The following is an 18,327-nucleotide window of genomic DNA, read 5'->3' as shown; positions in this document are numbered from 1 at the left end:
CCACTATCTCCTTTCCAGCAACGTGTCCATGACTTCCACTAAATGACCAATTTCCGGCTTGGAAAGCTGCTCATCTGCGCCAAGCTGTTTTCCTTTGATCCGCATTTCACTGTTGATCAAAGAAGAGAAAATGATCAGCGGGATCCCTTTCATCTCCTCATCTGATTTCACCAGCTTCGTCAGATGATGCCCGTCCATCTCCGGCATCTCGATATCCGTAATAATCAAATCCGCACTTTCATCCAATGTGTTGTTCTTCTTCGCCGCTGTCAGATAATCCCATGCTTCTTTTCCGTTATTAAAATTGGTCACATTCGTATAGCCTGCCTTTGTCAGGGAATCCATGATCATTTTGGTCAGCAAAATGGAATCTTCCGCTAAAACGATCTTTTCCTGCCGCTCGGAACGTTTTCCCATCTTTGTGATCTCTTCCACCTGGATTCCGGTCTCCGGAGCGATCTCCGCCACAATTTTTTCAAAGTCAAGGATCGTCACCAGATTGTCTCCGCACTGGGCGATTCCGGTTGCCACGCCCTCTTCCCCGTGACTGATCGTATTATCCGGTTTCTGAATATCTGTCCACGAGATTCTGCTGATCCCCACAACACGGTGAACGCGAAATGCAATATGCATTTTATTGAAGTTTGTAACGATAAATAAATCTCTCGGATGCTTTTCGCATTCCTGTTTCGTGAGATATTTCGGCAAGTCCACAACCGTCAGCAGGATCTCCCTCGGTTTAAAGATCCCCTCCACAGCGTTGTGGGAATGCGGGATCGGTTTTACCTTATCCGCCATCATGATCTCCCGAACCTTTGCCACATTGATGCCATACAGTTCGTCATTGATTGTGAACTGCATGATCTCAATCTCATTTGTCCCTGATTCCAATAATATCTCTGTATCTGCCATTTTCCCTCTCCTCCTTAGATATATTTCTCCTGACGGCTCGCTGTTCGTATCGATACCTGACCGGTCGATACATCCAGAAGCATCGTTCGTGCATAATTTGATCCGGTATCTTCTCCGGTGATCCGAAGCCCCTCCGCTTTCAAAATACTTTTTACTTTGATGATATTCCGCTCTCCGATATTGCCCAGACCGCCTGTTCCTTTCATTTCAAACATTTTTGCGCCACCTGCGATCTTACAAACTGTCCGTCCTTTCTGACCGCCGAATGTATAGAACTTTCGAAGTGTTTCCTGTATACCTGTGTCCGCATATTTCAAAATATTGGAATCCTGCGAATTTGTTTTTTCCGGGAGCATGATATGGAGCAGCGCCCCTAACTTTATCATTGGATCATAAAAGGTAATTCCGATACATGAACCCAGCGCATATGTAATCAGTACTCCCTCCTGTCTGGTAAGCTTCATGTCCGCAATTCCCACAGATATCTTCTTCTGCATAAGCTACTCCACTCCTAATTTTTTCATCAGGACATTCAATGAACGGATGTCCGGCAGCAATAGAATATTGCTGTCCATCTCCTCTCCTCCTATCGAAAACGCCCCTGTAATCATCATGATCTGATCAGACTCAATTCCCATCATTGCCATAGGCATGCTTAAGATCCCTCCCAGCATATTGACGGCAAACTGCGGAACGGACAAATGGATCTGAATATTCGTAAGGGAAGAGAGTGCGCTGATATAGGAGGAAAGCATGATATTTCCAACCTCGATCAGCAAAGATTCTTCCATTTCTTCCATATCAAGCAAGTTCTCTTTCTCATAAGAAAGGACTTTTTTGATCATTGTTTTGATAAAATCTCTTTTTAAGATCAGCATCATCAGCCCTGACAGCTCTCCGGACATTTCCACGAGAACCGCGCCGACGATCTCTTCCGCATCGCCGATCTTATTCTGCGCCATATTAAATTCCAGAATATTGACTTCCGGCAGTTCCATACTGATCTTTTCCGACAAGATCCCGGAAAGCGCTGTGATCGCGTTTCCATTCCCGATACTTCCGATCTCACGGAATACGTCCATCTGGTTTTCTCCCAGTTCTTCATATCTATAAATCGCCATAACTTCCCTCTCCTTATCACTGTCTCAATGAATTGACTGTATTTACGATTTCATCAGACGTCTGCACCATGCGCAGTGCATAGGAGTATGCTCTTTGACTTTCGATCACCTTTGTCATCTCTTCTGCCATATCTACTCCGGAAGTTTCCAAAGCATGACGGATCAGCTTTCCGTCCTGTACCAAAAACGGCGTTCCGTTCTTTGCCGTCGGTGCAAACTCGTTGTCGCCGACGCTTTGCATCCCATCCGTGATATTAAACTGATATATCCCGATCTCACCGCTGAACGTACCGTTGTTCACAATAACCGGATTTCCGTTCCGGTCGCACACCCGGTTGCCTGCGTCATTGACCAGATAAAACTGATTTCCCTGCTGGGATAGACTGAAATGTCCATTCCGCGTATAAGTCACCGCGTCGCTGGACGGATTGACCAGTCTGAAAAATCCTTTTCCTCCGATCGCAAAATCATAAGCCCCGTCGGTCTCTGTGTATGCTTCCGGTGTAAAATCCGTGTTTGTCATTTCCACCTTTACGCCGGTTCCCGCTTTCATCGCCGTATCCTGTCCGTACTGATTGTTCATATTGTAATACATCAGATTGGAGAAAGAAACGCTTTTATTCTTATATCCATAGTTATTGATGTTCGCCAGATTATTTGCCGTAACATCCAGTTTCTGCTGCTGTGCGATCACGCCTCTTGCAGCCGCATAAAAAGATGAATACATAACGATCTCCTTTCCTTTACATCGAACCAAGTTGGATTGCTTTTCCGCTGAGCTGGTCATACATTTTCAAAAGCTGCGCCGAACTCTGAAGCGACCGCTGACCGCTCATCATGTTCGTCATCTCCTGCACCATCGACACATTCGAGTCTTCCAGATATCCCTGCTTGATCACCGTACCATTTACGCCCTGCGGCTGCGCATTGGAACGAAACGCTCCGTTTGCCGTTTTTTCCAGTTGTTCATAATCCGCAAAATCCACAACCTGTAATCGTCCGTAATTTTCTCTTCCGTCTGCACTTAAGACGTATCCCTGCTCCGTCACACGGATGTCATCTGTATTTACCCGGATCGGTCCATTCTGTCCCTGAACTCTTCCAAGCCCCTGAAGTACAAGATACCCCTCATTATCCACATTAAAAGAACCATTTCTTGTATACACGGTTTCCTGTCCGCTCTGTACCGCAAAGAAGCCTTTTCCGCTCAAAGCCAGATCCAGCGCCCGCTCCGTGGCGCGAAGCGTTCCCTGCGTCTGGTCTGTTGCGACGCCCTCCGCCGTGTTGATCCTTGAGGTAGTTCCGATCGGAGTTCTTCCGTCTCTCTCAAACCGATACAAAATCTCATCCCGGAATGTTCCCTGAACTAATTGGTCGCTTTTAAATCCGGGCGTGGAGATATTCGTCATATTGTTACTGATCACATTCATATTTCGATTCTGCACGATCAAATTCGACGCCAGATTATAATATCCTTGAAACATGCTTCTTTTCCCCTTCCTGATTAAATTTCTGCATATATTTTTTTAATTTTTTAATACCGCTGCTATGGATCTGAGACACACGGGGCTCGCTGATCTCCAACACTTGCGCGATCTGCCTCATGTTCAATTCCTCTACATAATAAAGCGAAATGACCAGCTGCTCTTTTTCCCTCAATGTTCTGATCCCCTCCGCCAACACATCGGTCAGCTCCTGCCTGAGCAGGCAGGATTCCGGCTGCTTTTCTTCCCCGCTGGTCGGAAGCTGTACATGCGTACTGTTCTCCTGCGCCTCTGCCAGCACCATATCCAGAGAAAGTACATGGAACAACGTCGCTTTCCTTAAGATCTCCTGATACTTCTCCATCGTGATCCCAAGATATTTCGCTACCTCTTCCGGCGACGGATCTGTTCCGTTTTTATTATATAATGTGGTAACCGCATCTTCAATATCTCTTGCGCTTTTTCTTACGCTCCTCGGGACCCAGTCTTGTTTTCTCGCGAGATCGATGATCATGCCTTTGATCCTTTTGGAAATATAGGTCTCGAATTTCACCTGTTTTTTTGCGTCAAACTTCTCGATCGCATTCATGATCACAAGCACGCCCTCGTTGACAATATCTTCCATCTGCGAAAAGCTGATATATACATCGCGCATCTGCAGCGCAATACTCTTTACAACATAGAGATAACGCATCACCAGTTCCTGTTTGATCTCCAGACTATGGGTAGAGCCATACATCTGCAAAAGTTCTTCATTCGACTTTTCTGTATAATCTTCCTGTATACTCATACTCTTCCCTCATAACTGTCAGACGGCAATGTTCCCTACCGCCTGGATTTGTATATTATTGTTGATCTCATTAAAAGAAAGAACATAAACATTCGGATAAAACTGTTCGATCAGATGATGCACATGTACGCGCACGACCTGGCTCGTAAGAACAACCGGAGGCTGTGAAAATCCGTTGAATTTTTTAATTTCCTCTCCCAGTTTTGTGATCACGGTCTGCATCACATCCGGACTGAGCGCCAGATACATTCCCTGATCGCCTGCGGTCAGGCTTGTGATGATGTTCTTCTCCAGATCTGCATCCAGAGTGATCACTTTCATGCTGCCGCCCTCACAGAACTTTCTCGTGATCGTACGCTTCAGCGCCATACGGATATGTTCGGTCACAGAATCCAGATCTTTCACCGCCATAGACGCGTCGATGATCGTCTCCATGATCGTCTCCATATCTTTGATCGGAATGCCCTCTTTCAAAAGATTCGTCAATATTTTTTGGAAATTTCCATAAGAAATCGTTGTCGGAATCAGTTCTTCGATCAGTTCCGGTGATTTCTTCTTCATATTGTCCACCAGCTTCACAACTTCCTGTCGGTTCAGAAGCTCGTAAGAATGTTGTTTGATCGTCTCCGATAAATGGGTCAGCATCACGGATAACGGATCGATCACCGTATATCCATAAATCTCCGCCATCTCCTTCTTATCCACAGTGATCCATTTACTCGGAATGCCGTATGCCGGTTCGATCGTATCGATTCCCTCGATCTCTTTCTCCGGATTCGGCGGTTCTAAAGCAAGATAATAATCCACAAGTATCTCGCCCTTTGCGACTTCTTCGCCGCGGATCTTGATCACGTATTGATTGGTATTCAGACTGGAACTGTCTCTTAACCGGATTGACGGAATTACAAATCCCATTTCTTGTGCGTACTGCCGCCGGAAGATCACGATCCGGTTGATCATTTTTCCACCGCTGCCCTCATCTACCAGCGGGATCAGACTATATCCAAATTCCATCTCGATCGGCTCTACCTGTATCAGATCATACACATTGCTGATGTCCTTAAACGCCTCTTCCTCGGAAACCATCTGCTGTTGCTGCGACATGGCTTCTTCCATCTCTTCTGCTTTTCGTGAAGCGGAAGCTGCTTCCTCCATCCGCTTCGTCAGCATATAACCTCCAAGCATCAATCCAAGTGAGACTACGCCAAACTGGATCTTCGGCATTCCCGGGATCACAAGCATCACTGCCAGCGCCGCGCCGGTGATCATGATCGCTTTCGGCTGGGCAAGAAACTGTTTGGAAGCATCCTCATTCAGACTTCCCTCCGAAACGGATCTGGTCACGACCATACCGGTTGCCGTGGAGATCAGAAGCGCAGGGATCTGAGATACAAGACCATCTCCGACCGTTGCGATCGAATACACCGAAAGGACTTCTGAAAATGACATTCCCCCCTGCACCATTCCGATGATCATACCGCCGAAGAAATTGACTGCGGTAATGATCAGGGACATGACCGCATCTCCCTTTACGATCTTCGTAGCACCGTCCATGGCGCCATAAAAATCCGCTTCTTTTTGGATCTTATACCGCCGCTCCTTGGCCTGCTGCTCGTCGATCAGACCGGTACTTAAGTCTGCGTCGATCGCCATCTGTTTTCCCGGCATCGCATCCAATGTAAAACGTGCCGCAACCTCCGCAACTCGTTCCGCACCTTTTGTGATAACAAGGAACTGCACCAATACGATAATGATAAAGATAATGAAACCAACTACAACGTTTCCCTGTAATACAAAATCTCCCATCGCCTTGATCACAGCTCCCGCCGTTCCCGAGTTTCCAAGGATATTTCTCGTGGAAGAGATATTGATCCCGATACGGAACAACGTCGTGATCAAAAGCATGGATGGAAAAATCGAAAACTCCAGCGGCTCTTTGATATTCATGCTGATCAGCAAGATGATCAATGAAATGGAAATATTCAAAATTATAAAAACATCCAATACAAATGGATTCAATGGAATGATTAATAACAGTACGATCATTACAACGATCACAGCGACTGCATTATTCAATAGTTTCTTCATCTTTTACTCCAGACTTTTTTTATTCTTTCGGAAAACCTGTACCAGAATCTCTGCCACAACTCCATAATATTCCGCCGGTATTTCACCGTCCAACGGCGTCGTCGCATAGATTCCCCGCGCCAGCGGCCGGTTCTCAATAACGGTAACGCCGTTTTTCTCTGCGATTTCCACGATCTTTAAAGCGATCAGATCCTGTCCTTTTGCGACAAGTATCGGCGCGTTGTTTTTATGGATATCATATTTTAGCGCGACGGCAAAATGCGTCGGGTTACGGATGATCACATCCGCATCCGGAACTGCCTGCATCATCCGGTTCCTTGCCCGGCTTCTCTGCAGATTTCGGATTTTTCCTTTGATCTCAGGATTTCCCTCCGTCTGCTTGAACTCCTCTTTCAGTTCCTGCTTGGACATCCGGATCTTTTTCTCATAATCCCATCGTTGATAAAAATAATCAAAACCGGCGATCGCGCAGAAGATCAACCCGATCTTCACGACCATATCCATCACAAGCTGCAATGTATACACCGAAGATACCTGAATGTCCATATCCATCATGCGCATGATATTCCGCATATCCGCTTCCAAAGCCTGATACAACACGACGCACAGGATCGTGATCTTCAGGATCCCCTTTAAAAGCTCTATCAAATTCCGCAGGGAAAACAAGTTTTTAATTCCCTTGATAATACTCAGATTGCTCAACTTGAACGCCGCTGATTTTGCGGTAAAAATAAATTTTGTCTGAACGCCCGTTGCCACAACTGCCAGCGCGATCGAAATAAATCCAAGTGGAAGAATGCAGATCGCCAGCACTTGCATGGCGTCTATCCCGAAAGCGCTCAACTGCGCCATCGATAACTCTTCAATCGACAACGCATTGTTCAGATAATAGAGCAGATTCTCACGGATCGTCTTGTATATAGTCGGAAACAAGATCTGTAACCCATAGAACGTCCCAAGAAGCGACACGACGACAATTACATCTTTACTCGAAAAGACATGACCCTCTTTCCGCTCATCGCGCCGCTTCTTGGGCGTGGCTTTTTCAGTTTTGGAATCGTCTGCCATCTGTCTTCACTTCGCTTTCGTTTCTGAATTTCTGTTTTATAAAAACGTAAGGATTTCCTGTATTGCTTTCACCATCACAGTAACAAGATTGGAGAGATATTCCCCGATCGGGGAGATCAACAATACAAGTAACCCCAAACCTACGATTACTTTCAATTGAATATTAATCACAAATACATTGATCTGCGGTACGATCTTATTGAGGATCCCAACTCCGATCTCTACCAGAAATTCAGCCGCCAGAACCGGAAATGCAAACTTGATCCCGAGTACCACGCACTCGGAAAACAACTCGACCATCCGGGACGCAAGCCCCTGCGTCAGAAGAATCCCGCCGTAAGGCACGATCTCCGCCGATGTCAGCAAAATCTTCATCAAAGCCAGATGTCCGTCCACCGCAAAGAACAACAATACATAAAACGCCTGTAAAAGGCTGCCTGTAATCGGCACCTGCGCATTGCTCTGCGGATCATATACCGTTGACATCGACATTCCCATCTGAAAATCCATTACATATCCTGCAAATGTGATCACAAAGAAAAATAATTCTGTTACAAATCCGATCGCATACCCCGCCGCAAACTCTTTAAATAGAAGCAGTCCATACTCCAGCGGATTTGTAATATCAAACGCATCACCTGTCGAAAAAGAATATACCGTAACTGTCAAAATAAAAATGAATCCAGCCTTTACCTGCATCGGGATATTTCTTCTTCCTAAAATCGGATTCAATAATATAAACCCTGACATTCTCATTAATATCAGTGAAAACAGGGTGATCTGTGCAGTAGTATCGAACAGCATTTCTCTCTCCTTGCTCCAATCGTCATCCCTGTATCATCTGAAAGATCCGTACTGTAAAATCCTGAAGCGTCTCCAGCATGTTCCCGCCCGTAAACACCAAAATGATCCCGATCACAAGCAGCTTGGGAACAAACGTGATCGTCTGTTCATGGATCTGGGTTGCCGCCTGTATAATGGAGATTAATACGCCAACGAGCATACTGATGACCAGAACCGGTCCTCCAAGCTGAACTGCCAGTACAAACACTTCATACATTAAGTCTAATACTTCCCCGTTTGTCATCTAACAATCTCTTCCCTTCATCGAAAACTTTTTACAATTGTCGAGAACAGTAAGTTCCAGCCGTCCACAGTAATAAAAAGAAGTAATTTGAACGGCAGCGAGATCATCGCGGGCGGAAGCATGATCATTCCCATCGACATCAACGTACTGGAGACGATAATGTCGATCAGAAGAAACGGAATAAATAATAAGAATCCTGCCACAAACGCTCTCTTGAGTTCGCTGGTCATAAACGCCGGGACAATGACCGTCATGGAAAGGTCTTCCGGGCTCTCGTCCTCCGCCAGCTGCACATCCGCCATATCCATATATAAATTCAGACTGCTTTTCTCCGTCTGCTTTAACATGAATTCTTTCAGCGGGACCTGTGCCCGCTCCAACGCCTCTTCCTGCGTGATCTGCTGATTTTTATATGGTTCATATGCTTCCGTATTGATTTCCTTGATCACCGGATCCATAATGAACAATGTCAAAAACAAGGAAATCCCGACCAACACCATATTGGGCGGAGTCTGTTGGATTCCAAGCGCATTTCGCAAAAATGACAGGATAATGACCGTCCGGGAAAAAGAAGTCATCATGATGATCAATGACGGCAGCAGCGCCACAATAGTCAGAAGCAATAAGATTTCTAATGTAGGGACTTGATTGCCATTGACATTAATTAAGGAATCATACATCTTCTTTTCCCCCTTTTTGGGTCATTTTACCAAATTTGTTCAGGAGCTCTCTGAATTCCTGTGCTTTAGGTGTACTGTTTCCCTGAATTGGCGCAAGCGGGATCAAATCCTCCGGATCCAGTTCCTGCAAAAGGCTGATCTGCTGAGAAGTTACCCCGATCAGCAAGTATTTGTCCCCTGCCTGTACAACCGCAACGTATCGATCCTGTCCGACCATAAGCTGATCGACCACTCGCATATAATGTGAATTGCCGTTTTTATTCATTCCTCGTCCTACATATTTGCTGACGACATAGCTTAGATAAATGATAAAAACAGCCGCTATAAAAGTCAGAATCACACTCCCCATAATCGTCCTTCCTATTCTAATGTTGCCAGGTTGATCTTCGTGATCTCTGTAATACGAATTCCAAAATTATCTTCTACAACCACAACGTCGCCTTTTGCGATACATTGTCCGTTGACGAACAGATCGACCTGTTCTCCCGCCAGTTTATCCAGAACAACCAAAGATCCTTTGGTGAAGTCCAGAATATCTTTCACCAGTTTCTTTGTTCTTCCGATCTCCACGGAGATTTCAAGCGGAACCCCCATGATCAGTTCCATATTTTCTTCCTGTTCTTCCTGAAGAACCACGCCGCGGTCCTGATTCAGATCCTGTCGCACCATCGGCTGCACGTTGATCAGTTTTGGTTCTGCCGCTTTTTGTTTTTCCTCCTGCTGTTGCTGCATCTGCTGCATTTGCTGCATCATCTGCTGCATCATCTGCATTTGCATCTGCATCATAGATGCATCTGCCATTCCCGACATCATCGGCTGCTGCGCCATAGTCTGCGGATTCAAATTCATTTGCGGATCCTGATTCATTTGTGCGTTCATCTGCTGGTTCATACCGGCGCTCATTTGATCCTGCTGTGATTCTGCAGGCTGCTCAAACATTGCCTGTGTACTTCCCTCCGCATTTAACAGACTTTCGATTTCCTCCTGGGAGAGCGTCTGCTTTCCTCCTGAAGACGGCGCTGCTTCTTCATTCGGAACGTCTTTCGTTTCCTCATTTACATTTGCCGGATCGACGATCACATCGTCCGGAAGAAATCCTTTCACAAGGCTCTTTGCAAGACTGATCGGCATTACGTTAAAGAATTCGCTTTCCAGTTGGTCTGCGATCTTCAGTGCAAATTTTACAACGACTCTGTAATCGTCGTCGGAAAAATATTTATCGATGAACGCTTTTTCATTTTCCACTTCAAAGGAAATCGGTGTTGAAATATTTACAACTTTTCCAAGGAATTCGGAAAGCGCTGTGGAAGACGCCCCCATCATCTGGTTCATCACTTCACAGACCGCGCTGATATTCATCTCGTTTAATTCAAACTCTTCATCCGTCATCGGAATGCCCATCAGCATTTCCACGATCACCCGCACGTCATGTCTTTTTAACAACATGACATTGCTTCCCTCCAAGCCAGATATATAAGTAATCTCAACTCCGATCGCCGGCTCCACTCTGTCCATTTTAAACTCATCCTTGCGGACAACATTTACAACAGGAGTGGTAATATCTACTCTGGTATTCAGCATTGTTGAAACCGCAGTTGCCGAAGCTCCCAAACTGATATTCAGGATTTCGCCTACGGCATCTATTTCCAATGCGCTAAAACAATTGGATCCCATTCTGCCCTTTTCCTCCTATGCAATTACTTATTTCCCGATCTCCAACGCTTTCTGCGACATCATTTTGATCGCATTAAACGCTGTAATATTCGCCTCGTACGATCTTGTCGCAGCCATTCCGTCTACGGTCTCTTTTACAAGATCTACATTCGGCATCATAACATAACCCTCTTCGTTTGCGTCCGGATGATCCGGATCATATACCGGAATCAGATCTCTTTGATCTTCTGTAATCTGTGAAACACGCACGCCGCCTTTTTCCATTCCGGAGCGCCGAAGACGGCTATTGAACTCCTCCTGAAAAGAACTCGCCGGTTTCTCCTCAAAAGAAACGATCTTACGTCGGTATGGACCTCCGTCCGCGGTTCTCGTCGTCTGTGCATTTGCTATATTTTCTGCGACAGTATCCAGCCTCTGCCTTTGTGCAGTCAATCCTGAAACACTAATATCAAAAGAATTCAAAAAAGACATTTTTCTTCCTCACTCCCTGATTATCCAAGAATTTTCTTGATCGTTGACAAAATACGTTCCGGTTTGAACGGTTTTACAATAAAGTCTTTCGCTCCCGACTTGATGGAATCCATAACCATCGCTTCCTGTCCCATTGCTGAGCACATCACAACCGTTGCCGCCGGATCTAATGCTTTGATCTCTTTCAGTGCTTCCAAACCGTCTTTATTCGGCATCGTAATATCCATAAATACCAGATCCGGTTTCTCCGCCTGATACATTTCCACTGCCTGCGCACCGTCTGCCGCCTCGATCACGTCTGTATAACCAGCCTGTCCTAACGTTGTCTTTAACATCATTCTCATAAAAGCTGCATCGTCTACCAATAAAATTTTTGCCATTTTTCATTACCTCTTTTCATAAATATTTCTTTTTATATGTACAGAGAATCTTTGATATTTCTCCGTCATCTCTTTTCTACCCTGCATTTTTTTCTTCTGCACGTTCTTCAATTTTTACTGCGATGTTCTTATTGTATACGCCAAGTTTTCCTTTGAACCACGGCTGACCGGCAACATGTACCGATACTGCGGAATCCTGCGGCTTGTTCAAATCGATCACATCGCCCACATGAAGATTGTAAATATCGTCCAGATTCAGCCGCGCAACGCCAAGCTGCGCCATGACTTCCATCTCAGACTCTTTGATACTCTCAAGAATCTCTTCCCGGTTATCTCGCTGCATGTGGCTGTTATCCTTATCTGCCAGATGTTTGGTCTTCTCTATAATATCAAAGATATTAAACAACAATGTACCCGGCAGGCAGATATTCATTGCTCCCTCGATATTCTCACCCAGTGAAATTCTCAGCATGACGATCACGACTGTCTCATCCACACTGATCCCCTGGAACATACTCGGATTTTCTTCTACCCATCCAAATTCCACATCCATGTGGATATAAGTAGACCACACATCTTTTGTGATTGCGATCAAATGTTTGATCACACTCTCATACAGAGCGATCTCAATATCTGTATATACATAGGAACCGTCTACTTCCGTATCTGTTCCGGTTCCGCCCAACAACCTGTCGATCATCGACCCCATCAGGATCGGAGAAATATGAAACACCATCGGAGGATTTTTCGAATGATCCTGTAATTCTGCTTTCGCAAGAGTGATCACATCTGTCTCATTCAGTGCATTCCCGAATTCATAATATCTCTGCTCTTCTACGCCGATCACTTCCACCTCGCTCGCCACCCGGAACAAGCCGTTGATCTGCGAAGTTGCGATCCGAGCATAGTTATCATAAATGCTTTTCAGCATTTTCAACTTATCTTTTGTGTATTTTTTGGGACTGTAAAAATCATATTTTCGATATGTTTTCGTAGGTTGCGGCTGTGTAACTTTGCTTTCTTCCACATCTGCATTCTGCATAGAATGCAGCAGCGCATCAATCTGACTTTGTGAAAGCACATCTGCCATCTTTATGAACACCTGCCTTTACTCATTTTTTCCATCCACTTCTGCATAATACTCATCCAGACTTCGCTGTATGGAATTATTTTTCGTAATGATGATCTCAACTCTTCGGTTCTTTGACCGGTTCTCTTCCGTGTCAAACGGTGCGACCGGTCTGAACTGCCCATATCCGACCGATACAAGCTTATCCGGAGAAACCAGATTTTTCTGCTGCAGATATCCTGTGACATTTGCCGCTCTCTCCGATGAAAGAACGCGGTCGCTCACCACATCGTTCTGCTGATTGGGAAGCGCCTGCGTCGTATGTCCCAAAACCTGAATTTCCTGAATTACATCGCTTGCCGGAGCGATCGCCTCCGCAAACCTGTCCAGTATAACTTTTCCCTCCGGACGGATCACCGCACTGTCCCCATCAAAAAACATCGTGTCCCGGAACCGTACAAAAGTATACCCATCGCCTTTGGTCAATTCCACTTCCGTCTCGATCCCAGCGTCTTCCACCGCCAGCTTCAACCGTTCATACAATTCGTCGAACACAGCCTCCTCAGTTGCCTCAGCATTGCCCGGAACTTCGTCATTTCCATCTGCTACCGTATCCGTTACAATCTGACTGACTTCTTTTGCATCCGGATTAAAACTTTCTACAAGCTTGATCCACTTGGATTGATCCACAGAAGAAATAGAATACAGCAACACAAAAAAGCATAGCAATAGAGTCACCATATCTCCGTAGGTGTCCATCCAATTTGATCCATTCTCCGGCTTTTTTTTACGCCTCTTTCTCATCTTGTTATCTCACCCTATTTCTTTTTTCTTTTACCGCCTGATTTTTTAGCTGCTTTCTTCTCGCCGTCGCCCTCTTCGCCGTCCTGAAGCTTGCTTCTGTCATTGTAGCTCAAATATGTCAAAAGTTTTTCTTTCAGAAACTTCGGATTATCTCCCGACTGGATCGCCAGAAGTCCCTCGATCATGATCTGCTTATACAAAAGCTCTTCTTCATTCCGCACGCGTAGTTTTTTGGCGATCGGAGAAAGGAATAAATGTGCCAGCACACATCCATAAAAAGTTGTGATCAATGCCGTCGCCATAGCCGGTCCGATATCAGAAGACGCTCCCGCGTCTATATCCATTCCATTCAGCATGTTTACCAGACCGACAAGTGTTCCGATCATACCGAATGCCGGCGCATAATTCGCCGCTTTCTCATAAATCCCTAAGGACTCTTCATGGCGCTGATCCATAATATCCAGTTCGTTTTCCATGATTGAGCGCACCTCTTCCGGTTCTGTCGCATCCACGATCATCATGATCCCCTGCCGGAAAAATGCATCATCCTGTTCGTTCGCCTTTTCTTCCAGTGCGAGCAGACCATTCTTTCTTGCAGTCTGCGCCATTTCTACCAGCGTATCGATCAACGCCTGTACATTGTAGCGTTTGCCCTGAAATAAAATCTTGATATGTTTTGCTGTGGCTTTCAACACGCTAAATGGGTAACTCGCCACAACAGATGCGAGCGTACCGCCCAGCACGATCGCCACACTTGCGGGATCCCAAAAGTTGCCCAGATCCTTAGGTCCGATTCCCACAAAGACAATCAGGACCACACCGATTACCACACCTATAATACTGGTTAAATCCATGCTGCTGCCTCCCCTATGATTTGTTTCTTCTATTTATTAACGTAACTCCGGATTTTTCCGTTGTACTCGATTGTTTTCTCAATTATCTCTTCTCCGCTTTCTTTCACGATATAGAACTTTCCATTCATCATAATCACTTTTGCTTCCGGTATAAATTCCACTGCCTCTACCTGTTCACAATTTAAAATAATTTTCTCGTCATTCAGTTTTGTAAGCATGATCATAGTATTGTTTCCCCTTTTCTCTTATCGATCATCCGGCTTTTTTATCTGGGGAGCGGGGGAGATTTACCCGCTCCTTCCGGATCGTTCTTTTTTATCGTTTCATATTGACAAGTTCTTCGAGCATCTGGTCTGTAACGGTGATGATCTTTGAATTCGCCTGATAACCACGCTGTGTTGTGATCATCTGTGAGAATTCGTTTGCCAGATCCACATTCGCCATCTCCAGATAATTTCCCCGGATCTTTCCGGCTGCTCCGCCGTTCGCTTTGATATGTTCGATAGTTCCCACATTTGGTCCGATATTATAGTAGTAACCGCTTGTTTTCTCCAAACCGTTTGGATTCTCTACCGTGATCAAAGCAAGCTGTCCGATGGCAATGGTGCGTCCCTGTTCGTCCACACCGACAACAGAGCCGTCTTCGTTGATCGTATAACTCTGGATATTGTATGCCATTCCGGTATCCGGATCCGTCGGGATCTGGATCGTGGAAAGTTCGTCACTGAACTCTGCCGCGATGCCCGGTACACGGTTGGCGCCGATCACGGTTTGTGTGAAGTTGTCCTGCGCGGTTCCACCCTGCGGTGCGGTCGTATTATTACCATTTCCCCATGCATTCGTAATCTTATCCGGATCTCCCGGGTCGCCGGTTCCGTTTTGCACAACGCCTTTCTGGTTGGATTCGATCGTCAGGTTGACTGTCGGCGGATTTACGCCGTCATTGTAGTTCTCCAGATTGATCGTAAATCCCTCAAATTCTCCACCTTTCTTTGTCACCTGTGCGATCCAGTCCTGCACCTGTCCTTTAAAATCGGTCTTCGTTGTCTGCACCTGCACACCGCCGATCGAGATGGTGTTTGGCGTTACATTTTTATTGATCGTCACGTTTGCATTTTTGATCGTCCATTCGCTTGCCGTCGCCGGTTTCTCCGGGATTCCGGTTCCGTCAACCAGTGAATATCCATATACATAACTTCCCATGGAGTCTACCAGATACCCATTTCCATCCACAGAGAACGAACCGATTCTGGAAAGATTCAGTCCGGACTCTTCCACGTTGGTAAAGCTTCCGTTGATCATATTTCCTACAAGGAAAAATCCGGTTCCATCGATCATACAATCGAGAGAACTTGCGGACGGCGCCGGAGCGCCTGCCTGAAACGATGTAGAGATCGATCCGGTTGTAACTCCATATCCGACCTGGGAAGCATTTCTTCCTCCGGCTCCTCCTGCAAGATCGTTTCCTGCCGATCCGTTGATCGAAGTAGAATACATGGAATCTGCGAAGTTAAAACTGGAAGACTTGAATCCCCATGTATTTACATTTGCAATATTGTTACCAATAACATCCAATTTGGACTGATGTGTCTTTAATCCTGCAACTCCTGCAATCATTGATCTGACCATTTGTTCTCTATCTCCTTTTCTTTCGTTGTGCTGCCCATGTGCCTGTCATTCGGACAGACATCAGACCTCCATAATGGTCCGGCCTATAAAAGTACAGCACTGTCTATGTTTGTAAAAATATTTTCTTTCATCTCGTTACCATTCATCGTGGTAACGATCAGATTATGAGGAACATTCACGATAAAGGCGCCGTCTTTTCCGATGATCACAACATCTCTGGCTCCTTTCGCTTTTGCCTTTTCTACCGCCTGATTCAAATCCGACATCAGCCGGTCCGAAACTTCGATCCCCCGTTCCGCAACTCTCTGTGCCGCATGTTTGGAAAAGCGGACTCCCTCTGAGCGGTCCAGCTCTTCTTTTAACAATGTGGAAAAGCTTTCATCTGTCTTTTGTGTCTGCACAGACGCATGAGAGAGCTTCAATGCATTTACATTTGTAAGCTTATTGATCTGATTCATGTTTTATCCCCCTGCCTGTATGCGGCGCTCAGCACTTCTCTCCGTCTGTCTCCGTTTTTTCTGTTTCCGGATTTTCCGTCTCCGGCTTCTCTGTTTCCGGCGGCGTCGTTTCCCCATTCTTCGGAACGTCCCCCACACTCATGATCTGCGACAAGCTGTACTTCTCACCGTCAATATACACATACTGTCCGCCTGTCAGGTCAACCCCCGTGACAACGCCCTTTTTCTCGCCATTTACTTCTCCGCTTTCATCCACCGTCGCTACCGTTACTTCTCTTCCGATCATTCCCGTAGAATAAGATGTCAATGTGACCTGTGACAAGTTGTTCGTAACGACACCAAAATTGGCGATCGCATTGGACACCTGTGTCATTGCATTCATTGTTGCCATCTGTGTCATCTGATTCATCATCTCGCTGTTGTTCATTGGATTTGTCATATCCTGATACTGAAGCTGCGCTGCCATAAGCTGCCAGAAATCATCCATGGACATTTCGCTGTTGTTCGCCTCTGCTGCGCCCTGTGTCGCGTACTGATTGTTGAATGCATTGCTGTTTCCTATTACGCTACTGACTGCCATATTTTCTCTCCTTTCCTATCCGATCAGTCCCAGTCTCAGTTCCTGGAGAAACCGGGTATTTTCTGCTTTCTGCATTTTTTCCTGTTCTTCTTTCTGCCGATACTGCTCAGATTCTCGTCCGGAATGATCCTGATCCTGCTGTCCGTCCTGCCAGAGCGTCTCGCTCTTCTGCTCGTCCACATAGATCTCTGTCGGTTTTCCGAGATTCTGTTCCATCACACTTCCGATTTCCTTTGCACTCTGTGCCAGCAGCTCCATCGTTTTTTTCTCAGAGCAGATGATCGACACAACACTGCATCCGTCTTCCTGTGCGATCCGCACGGTGATCTCACCAAGATGTTTCGGCGTGATCTGGATCTCAAATTCATTTCTGCCGGACGAGGCTTTGACTAACAACTGTCTTGTCAGCTCTTGCGGAAGTTCTTCCGGCTTTGATACCATAAGCACCTCTCTCGATCCCTGAATCTGTTCCCGTTTTCCGGATTCTCTGGCAGCGCCGCTTGTATGTTCGGCAGCATCCTGTCTTCCGATCGTCGCCACATTACTTTCTTCCGGCTTTTCTCCCGGCTGCGTTTCCGTGAGCCGATCCAGATTCGAAGATTTTTCCAACTCTTCTTTCCGATCCGCTTTGAACGGATCCCCGCTCTGGTTTTCCGTCTGCGAAGTCTCGGAAACCGTTGTCTTTGATGTGGTCTGCCCGTTGTCTGTCGTCTGCAGTGTTTCCGGTGTGATCTCTGTCTTTTCCGAAAGTCGTTGCGCCTCCTGCCGGGATGCATCGTCGATAAGCATTCCCGCATTTTCCGCAGTCTCGATACCGGACATGACCTGTTGAGATCCCGTCCATTCTGCATTCTCTGGTACTGTTCCTGCTGACAACTCTCCCGGTACAGTTTCCGTCATCGGATTTTCCTGCCCTTGCTGCACAGCTTCCTGAACCGGCGCCTGCACGATCAATAACTGGCTTTGCAGTACGAAATTCCCGTTCTGTACGATCGGATCTTTCTTCTCGCTTTTGGAAACGTCTTCCTGCTCTTTTTCCGTCTGTGCCTGCTCCGGCGCTTTCTTCATGATATCTTGAAAGCTTTCTCTGTCAGCGGACTGCTTCTGCTCTTTCTCTGCCTGTTTCGGGACAAAATGATTCACATTTTGAAAAGATACAACCTCCATTTTCCCTTTCC

The 18,327-nt window shown here is 46.0% G+C and carries 23 protein-coding genes; all 23 read right to left on the bottom strand.

Annotated features, from left to right (window positions below; all coding sequences use genetic code 11):
• Positions 1-3: 3 nt before the first annotated feature.
• Positions 4-912 carry a chemotaxis protein gene (locus tag I2H87_RS06605; RefSeq protein WP_009266718.1) on the bottom strand — a complete coding sequence of 303 codons (909 nt, stop codon included), beginning with the start codon at positions 910-912 and terminating at the stop codon, positions 4-6.
• A 14-nt stretch (positions 913-926) separates the two neighbouring features.
• Complete coding sequence (locus I2H87_RS06600; RefSeq protein ID WP_009266719.1) at positions 927-1,409, bottom strand: chemotaxis protein CheD; 483 nt, start codon at positions 1,407-1,409, stop codon at positions 927-929.
• 3 nt (positions 1,410-1,412) lie between these two features.
• Positions 1,413-2,033, bottom strand: coding sequence for a chemotaxis protein CheC (locus I2H87_RS06595; RefSeq protein WP_009266720.1), 621 nt, complete (start codon positions 2,031-2,033; stop codon positions 1,413-1,415).
• A 16-nt stretch (positions 2,034-2,049) separates the two neighbouring features.
• Positions 2,050-2,760, bottom strand: a complete 711-nt coding sequence (locus tag I2H87_RS06590; protein ID WP_009266721.1) for a flagellar hook-basal body protein — start codon at positions 2,758-2,760, stop codon at positions 2,050-2,052.
• Between the two features lie 16 nt (positions 2,761-2,776).
• Complete coding sequence (locus I2H87_RS06585; protein WP_009266722.1) at positions 2,777-3,517, bottom strand: flagellar hook-basal body protein; 741 nt, start codon at positions 3,515-3,517, stop codon at positions 2,777-2,779.
• Positions 3,498-4,307 (bottom strand): sigma-70 family RNA polymerase sigma factor, encoded by an 810-nt coding sequence (locus I2H87_RS06580; protein ID WP_009266723.1) that lies wholly within the window; start codon positions 4,305-4,307, stop codon positions 3,498-3,500. The genes I2H87_RS06585 and I2H87_RS06580 overlap by 20 nt, the downstream gene beginning before the upstream one ends.
• 18 nt (positions 4,308-4,325) lie before the next feature.
• The gene (gene flhA / locus I2H87_RS06575) at positions 4,326-6,395 is read right to left on the bottom strand and encodes a flagellar biosynthesis protein FlhA (RefSeq protein WP_009266724.1); all 2,070 of its coding nucleotides are present in this window, start codon (positions 6,393-6,395) and stop codon (positions 4,326-4,328) included.
• 3 nt (positions 6,396-6,398) lie between these two features.
• Positions 6,399-7,463, bottom strand: coding sequence for a flagellar biosynthesis protein FlhB (gene flhB / locus I2H87_RS06570; protein WP_009266725.1), 1,065 nt, complete (start codon positions 7,461-7,463; stop codon positions 6,399-6,401).
• 36 nt (positions 7,464-7,499) lie between these two features.
• Positions 7,500-8,267, bottom strand: coding sequence for a flagellar biosynthetic protein FliR (gene fliR / locus I2H87_RS06565; RefSeq protein WP_009266726.1), 768 nt, complete (start codon positions 8,265-8,267; stop codon positions 7,500-7,502).
• 22 nt (positions 8,268-8,289) lie between these two features.
• Complete coding sequence (gene fliQ / locus I2H87_RS06560; protein ID WP_009266727.1) at positions 8,290-8,550, bottom strand: flagellar biosynthesis protein FliQ; 261 nt, start codon at positions 8,548-8,550, stop codon at positions 8,290-8,292.
• Between the two features lie 17 nt (positions 8,551-8,567).
• Positions 8,568-9,230, bottom strand: a complete 663-nt coding sequence (fliP, locus tag I2H87_RS06555; protein WP_009266728.1) for a flagellar type III secretion system pore protein FliP — start codon at positions 9,228-9,230, stop codon at positions 8,568-8,570.
• Positions 9,223-9,579, bottom strand: coding sequence for a flagellar biosynthetic protein FliO (gene fliO / locus I2H87_RS06550; protein WP_009266729.1), 357 nt, complete (start codon positions 9,577-9,579; stop codon positions 9,223-9,225). Before fliO ends, fliP begins: the two co-directional genes overlap by 8 nt.
• Positions 9,580-9,590: 11 nt before the next feature.
• Positions 9,591-10,904, bottom strand: coding sequence for a flagellar motor switch protein FliN (fliN, locus tag I2H87_RS06545; protein ID WP_054703332.1), 1,314 nt, complete (start codon positions 10,902-10,904; stop codon positions 9,591-9,593).
• Between the two features lie 27 nt (positions 10,905-10,931).
• The gene (gene flgC, locus I2H87_RS06540) at positions 10,932-11,375 is read right to left on the bottom strand and encodes a flagellar basal body rod protein FlgC (protein WP_054703331.1); all 444 of its coding nucleotides are present in this window, start codon (positions 11,373-11,375) and stop codon (positions 10,932-10,934) included.
• Between the two features lie 20 nt (positions 11,376-11,395).
• Complete coding sequence (locus tag I2H87_RS06535; protein ID WP_054703330.1) at positions 11,396-11,755, bottom strand: response regulator; 360 nt, start codon at positions 11,753-11,755, stop codon at positions 11,396-11,398.
• A gap of 76 nt (positions 11,756-11,831) precedes the next feature.
• Positions 11,832-12,845 carry a flagellar motor switch protein FliM gene (locus I2H87_RS06530; RefSeq protein ID WP_009266733.1) on the bottom strand — a complete coding sequence of 338 codons (1,014 nt, stop codon included), beginning with the start codon at positions 12,843-12,845 and terminating at the stop codon, positions 11,832-11,834.
• Between the two features lie 18 nt (positions 12,846-12,863).
• Positions 12,864-13,628 carry an OmpA/MotB family protein gene (locus I2H87_RS06525; protein ID WP_009266734.1) on the bottom strand — a complete coding sequence of 255 codons (765 nt, stop codon included), beginning with the start codon at positions 13,626-13,628 and terminating at the stop codon, positions 12,864-12,866.
• Positions 13,629-13,642: 14 nt separating this feature from the next.
• The gene (locus I2H87_RS06520; RefSeq protein ID WP_009266735.1) at positions 13,643-14,482 is read right to left on the bottom strand and encodes a motility protein A; all 840 of its coding nucleotides are present in this window, start codon (positions 14,480-14,482) and stop codon (positions 13,643-13,645) included.
• A 29-nt stretch (positions 14,483-14,511) separates the two neighbouring features.
• Positions 14,512-14,706 (bottom strand): flagellar FlbD family protein, encoded by a 195-nt coding sequence (locus tag I2H87_RS06515; protein ID WP_009266736.1) that lies wholly within the window; start codon positions 14,704-14,706, stop codon positions 14,512-14,514.
• A gap of 91 nt (positions 14,707-14,797) precedes the next feature.
• The gene (locus I2H87_RS06510; RefSeq protein WP_195609566.1) at positions 14,798-16,111 is read right to left on the bottom strand and encodes a flagellar hook-basal body complex protein; all 1,314 of its coding nucleotides are present in this window, start codon (positions 16,109-16,111) and stop codon (positions 14,798-14,800) included.
• Positions 16,112-16,194: 83 nt separating this feature from the next.
• Positions 16,195-16,569 carry a TIGR02530 family flagellar biosynthesis protein gene (locus I2H87_RS06505; protein ID WP_009266738.1) on the bottom strand — a complete coding sequence of 125 codons (375 nt, stop codon included), beginning with the start codon at positions 16,567-16,569 and terminating at the stop codon, positions 16,195-16,197.
• 28 nt (positions 16,570-16,597) lie between these two features.
• Positions 16,598-17,149, bottom strand: coding sequence for a flagellar hook capping FlgD N-terminal domain-containing protein (locus I2H87_RS06500; RefSeq protein WP_195609565.1), 552 nt, complete (start codon positions 17,147-17,149; stop codon positions 16,598-16,600).
• 15 nt (positions 17,150-17,164) lie between these two features.
• Positions 17,165-18,316 (bottom strand): flagellar hook-length control protein FliK, encoded by a 1,152-nt coding sequence (locus tag I2H87_RS06495; protein WP_195609564.1) that lies wholly within the window; start codon positions 18,314-18,316, stop codon positions 17,165-17,167.
• Between the last annotated feature and the right edge of the window lie 11 nt (positions 18,317-18,327).

It is taken from the genome of Mediterraneibacter glycyrrhizinilyticus (assembly GCF_015560805.1).
Lineage (GTDB): Bacteria > Bacillota > Clostridia > Lachnospirales > Lachnospiraceae > Schaedlerella > Schaedlerella glycyrrhizinilytica_A.
The sequence above is the reverse complement of the archived record's forward strand: the minus strand, read 5'-3'. Positions and strand labels throughout refer to the sequence as shown.

Coding starts and splice junctions, on each gene's coding strand:
- I2H87_RS06605 (WP_009266718.1), bottom strand. CDS start 912: ATGGCAGATACAGAGATATTATTGGAATCAGGGACAAATGAGATTGAG.
- I2H87_RS06600 (WP_009266719.1), bottom strand. CDS start 1,409: ATGCAGAAGAAGATATCTGTGGGAATTGCGGACATGAAGCTTACCAGA.
- I2H87_RS06595 (WP_009266720.1), bottom strand. CDS start 2,033: ATGGCGATTTATAGATATGAAGAACTGGGAGAAAACCAGATGGACGTA.
- I2H87_RS06590 (WP_009266721.1), bottom strand. CDS start 2,760: ATGTATTCATCTTTTTATGCGGCTGCAAGAGGCGTGATCGCACAGCAG.
- I2H87_RS06585 (WP_009266722.1), bottom strand. CDS start 3,517: ATGTTTCAAGGATATTATAATCTGGCGTCGAATTTGATCGTGCAGAAT.
- I2H87_RS06580 (WP_009266723.1), bottom strand. CDS start 4,307: ATGAGTATACAGGAAGATTATACAGAAAAGTCGAATGAAGAACTTTTG.
- flhA (WP_009266724.1), bottom strand. CDS start 6,395: ATGAAGAAACTATTGAATAATGCAGTCGCTGTGATCGTTGTAATGATC.
- flhB (WP_009266725.1), bottom strand. CDS start 7,463: ATGGCAGACGATTCCAAAACTGAAAAAGCCACGCCCAAGAAGCGGCGC.
- fliR (WP_009266726.1), bottom strand. CDS start 8,267: ATGCTGTTCGATACTACTGCACAGATCACCCTGTTTTCACTGATATTA.
- fliQ (WP_009266727.1), bottom strand. CDS start 8,550: ATGACAAACGGGGAAGTATTAGACTTAATGTATGAAGTGTTTGTACTG.
- fliP (WP_009266728.1), bottom strand. CDS start 9,230: ATGTATGATTCCTTAATTAATGTCAATGGCAATCAAGTCCCTACATTA.
- fliO (WP_009266729.1), bottom strand. CDS start 9,579: ATGGGGAGTGTGATTCTGACTTTTATAGCGGCTGTTTTTATCATTTAT.
- fliN (WP_054703332.1), bottom strand. CDS start 10,904: ATGGGATCCAATTGTTTTAGCGCATTGGAAATAGATGCCGTAGGCGAA.
- flgC (WP_054703331.1), bottom strand. CDS start 11,375: ATGTCTTTTTTGAATTCTTTTGATATTAGTGTTTCAGGATTGACTGCA.
- I2H87_RS06535 (WP_054703330.1), bottom strand. CDS start 11,755: ATGGCAAAAATTTTATTGGTAGACGATGCAGCTTTTATGAGAATGATG.
- I2H87_RS06530 (WP_009266733.1), bottom strand. CDS start 12,845: ATGGCAGATGTGCTTTCACAAAGTCAGATTGATGCGCTGCTGCATTCT.
- I2H87_RS06525 (WP_009266734.1), bottom strand. CDS start 13,628: ATGAGAAAGAGGCGTAAAAAAAAGCCGGAGAATGGATCAAATTGGATG.
- I2H87_RS06520 (WP_009266735.1), bottom strand. CDS start 14,482: ATGGATTTAACCAGTATTATAGGTGTGGTAATCGGTGTGGTCCTGATT.
- I2H87_RS06515 (WP_009266736.1), bottom strand. CDS start 14,706: ATGATCATGCTTACAAAACTGAATGACGAGAAAATTATTTTAAATTGT.
- I2H87_RS06510 (WP_195609566.1), bottom strand. CDS start 16,111: ATGGTCAGATCAATGATTGCAGGAGTTGCAGGATTAAAGACACATCAG.
- I2H87_RS06505 (WP_009266738.1), bottom strand. CDS start 16,569: ATGAATCAGATCAATAAGCTTACAAATGTAAATGCATTGAAGCTCTCT.
- I2H87_RS06500 (WP_195609565.1), bottom strand. CDS start 17,149: ATGGCAGTCAGTAGCGTAATAGGAAACAGCAATGCATTCAACAATCAG.
- I2H87_RS06495 (WP_195609564.1), bottom strand. CDS start 18,316: ATGGAGGTTGTATCTTTTCAAAATGTGAATCATTTTGTCCCGAAACAG.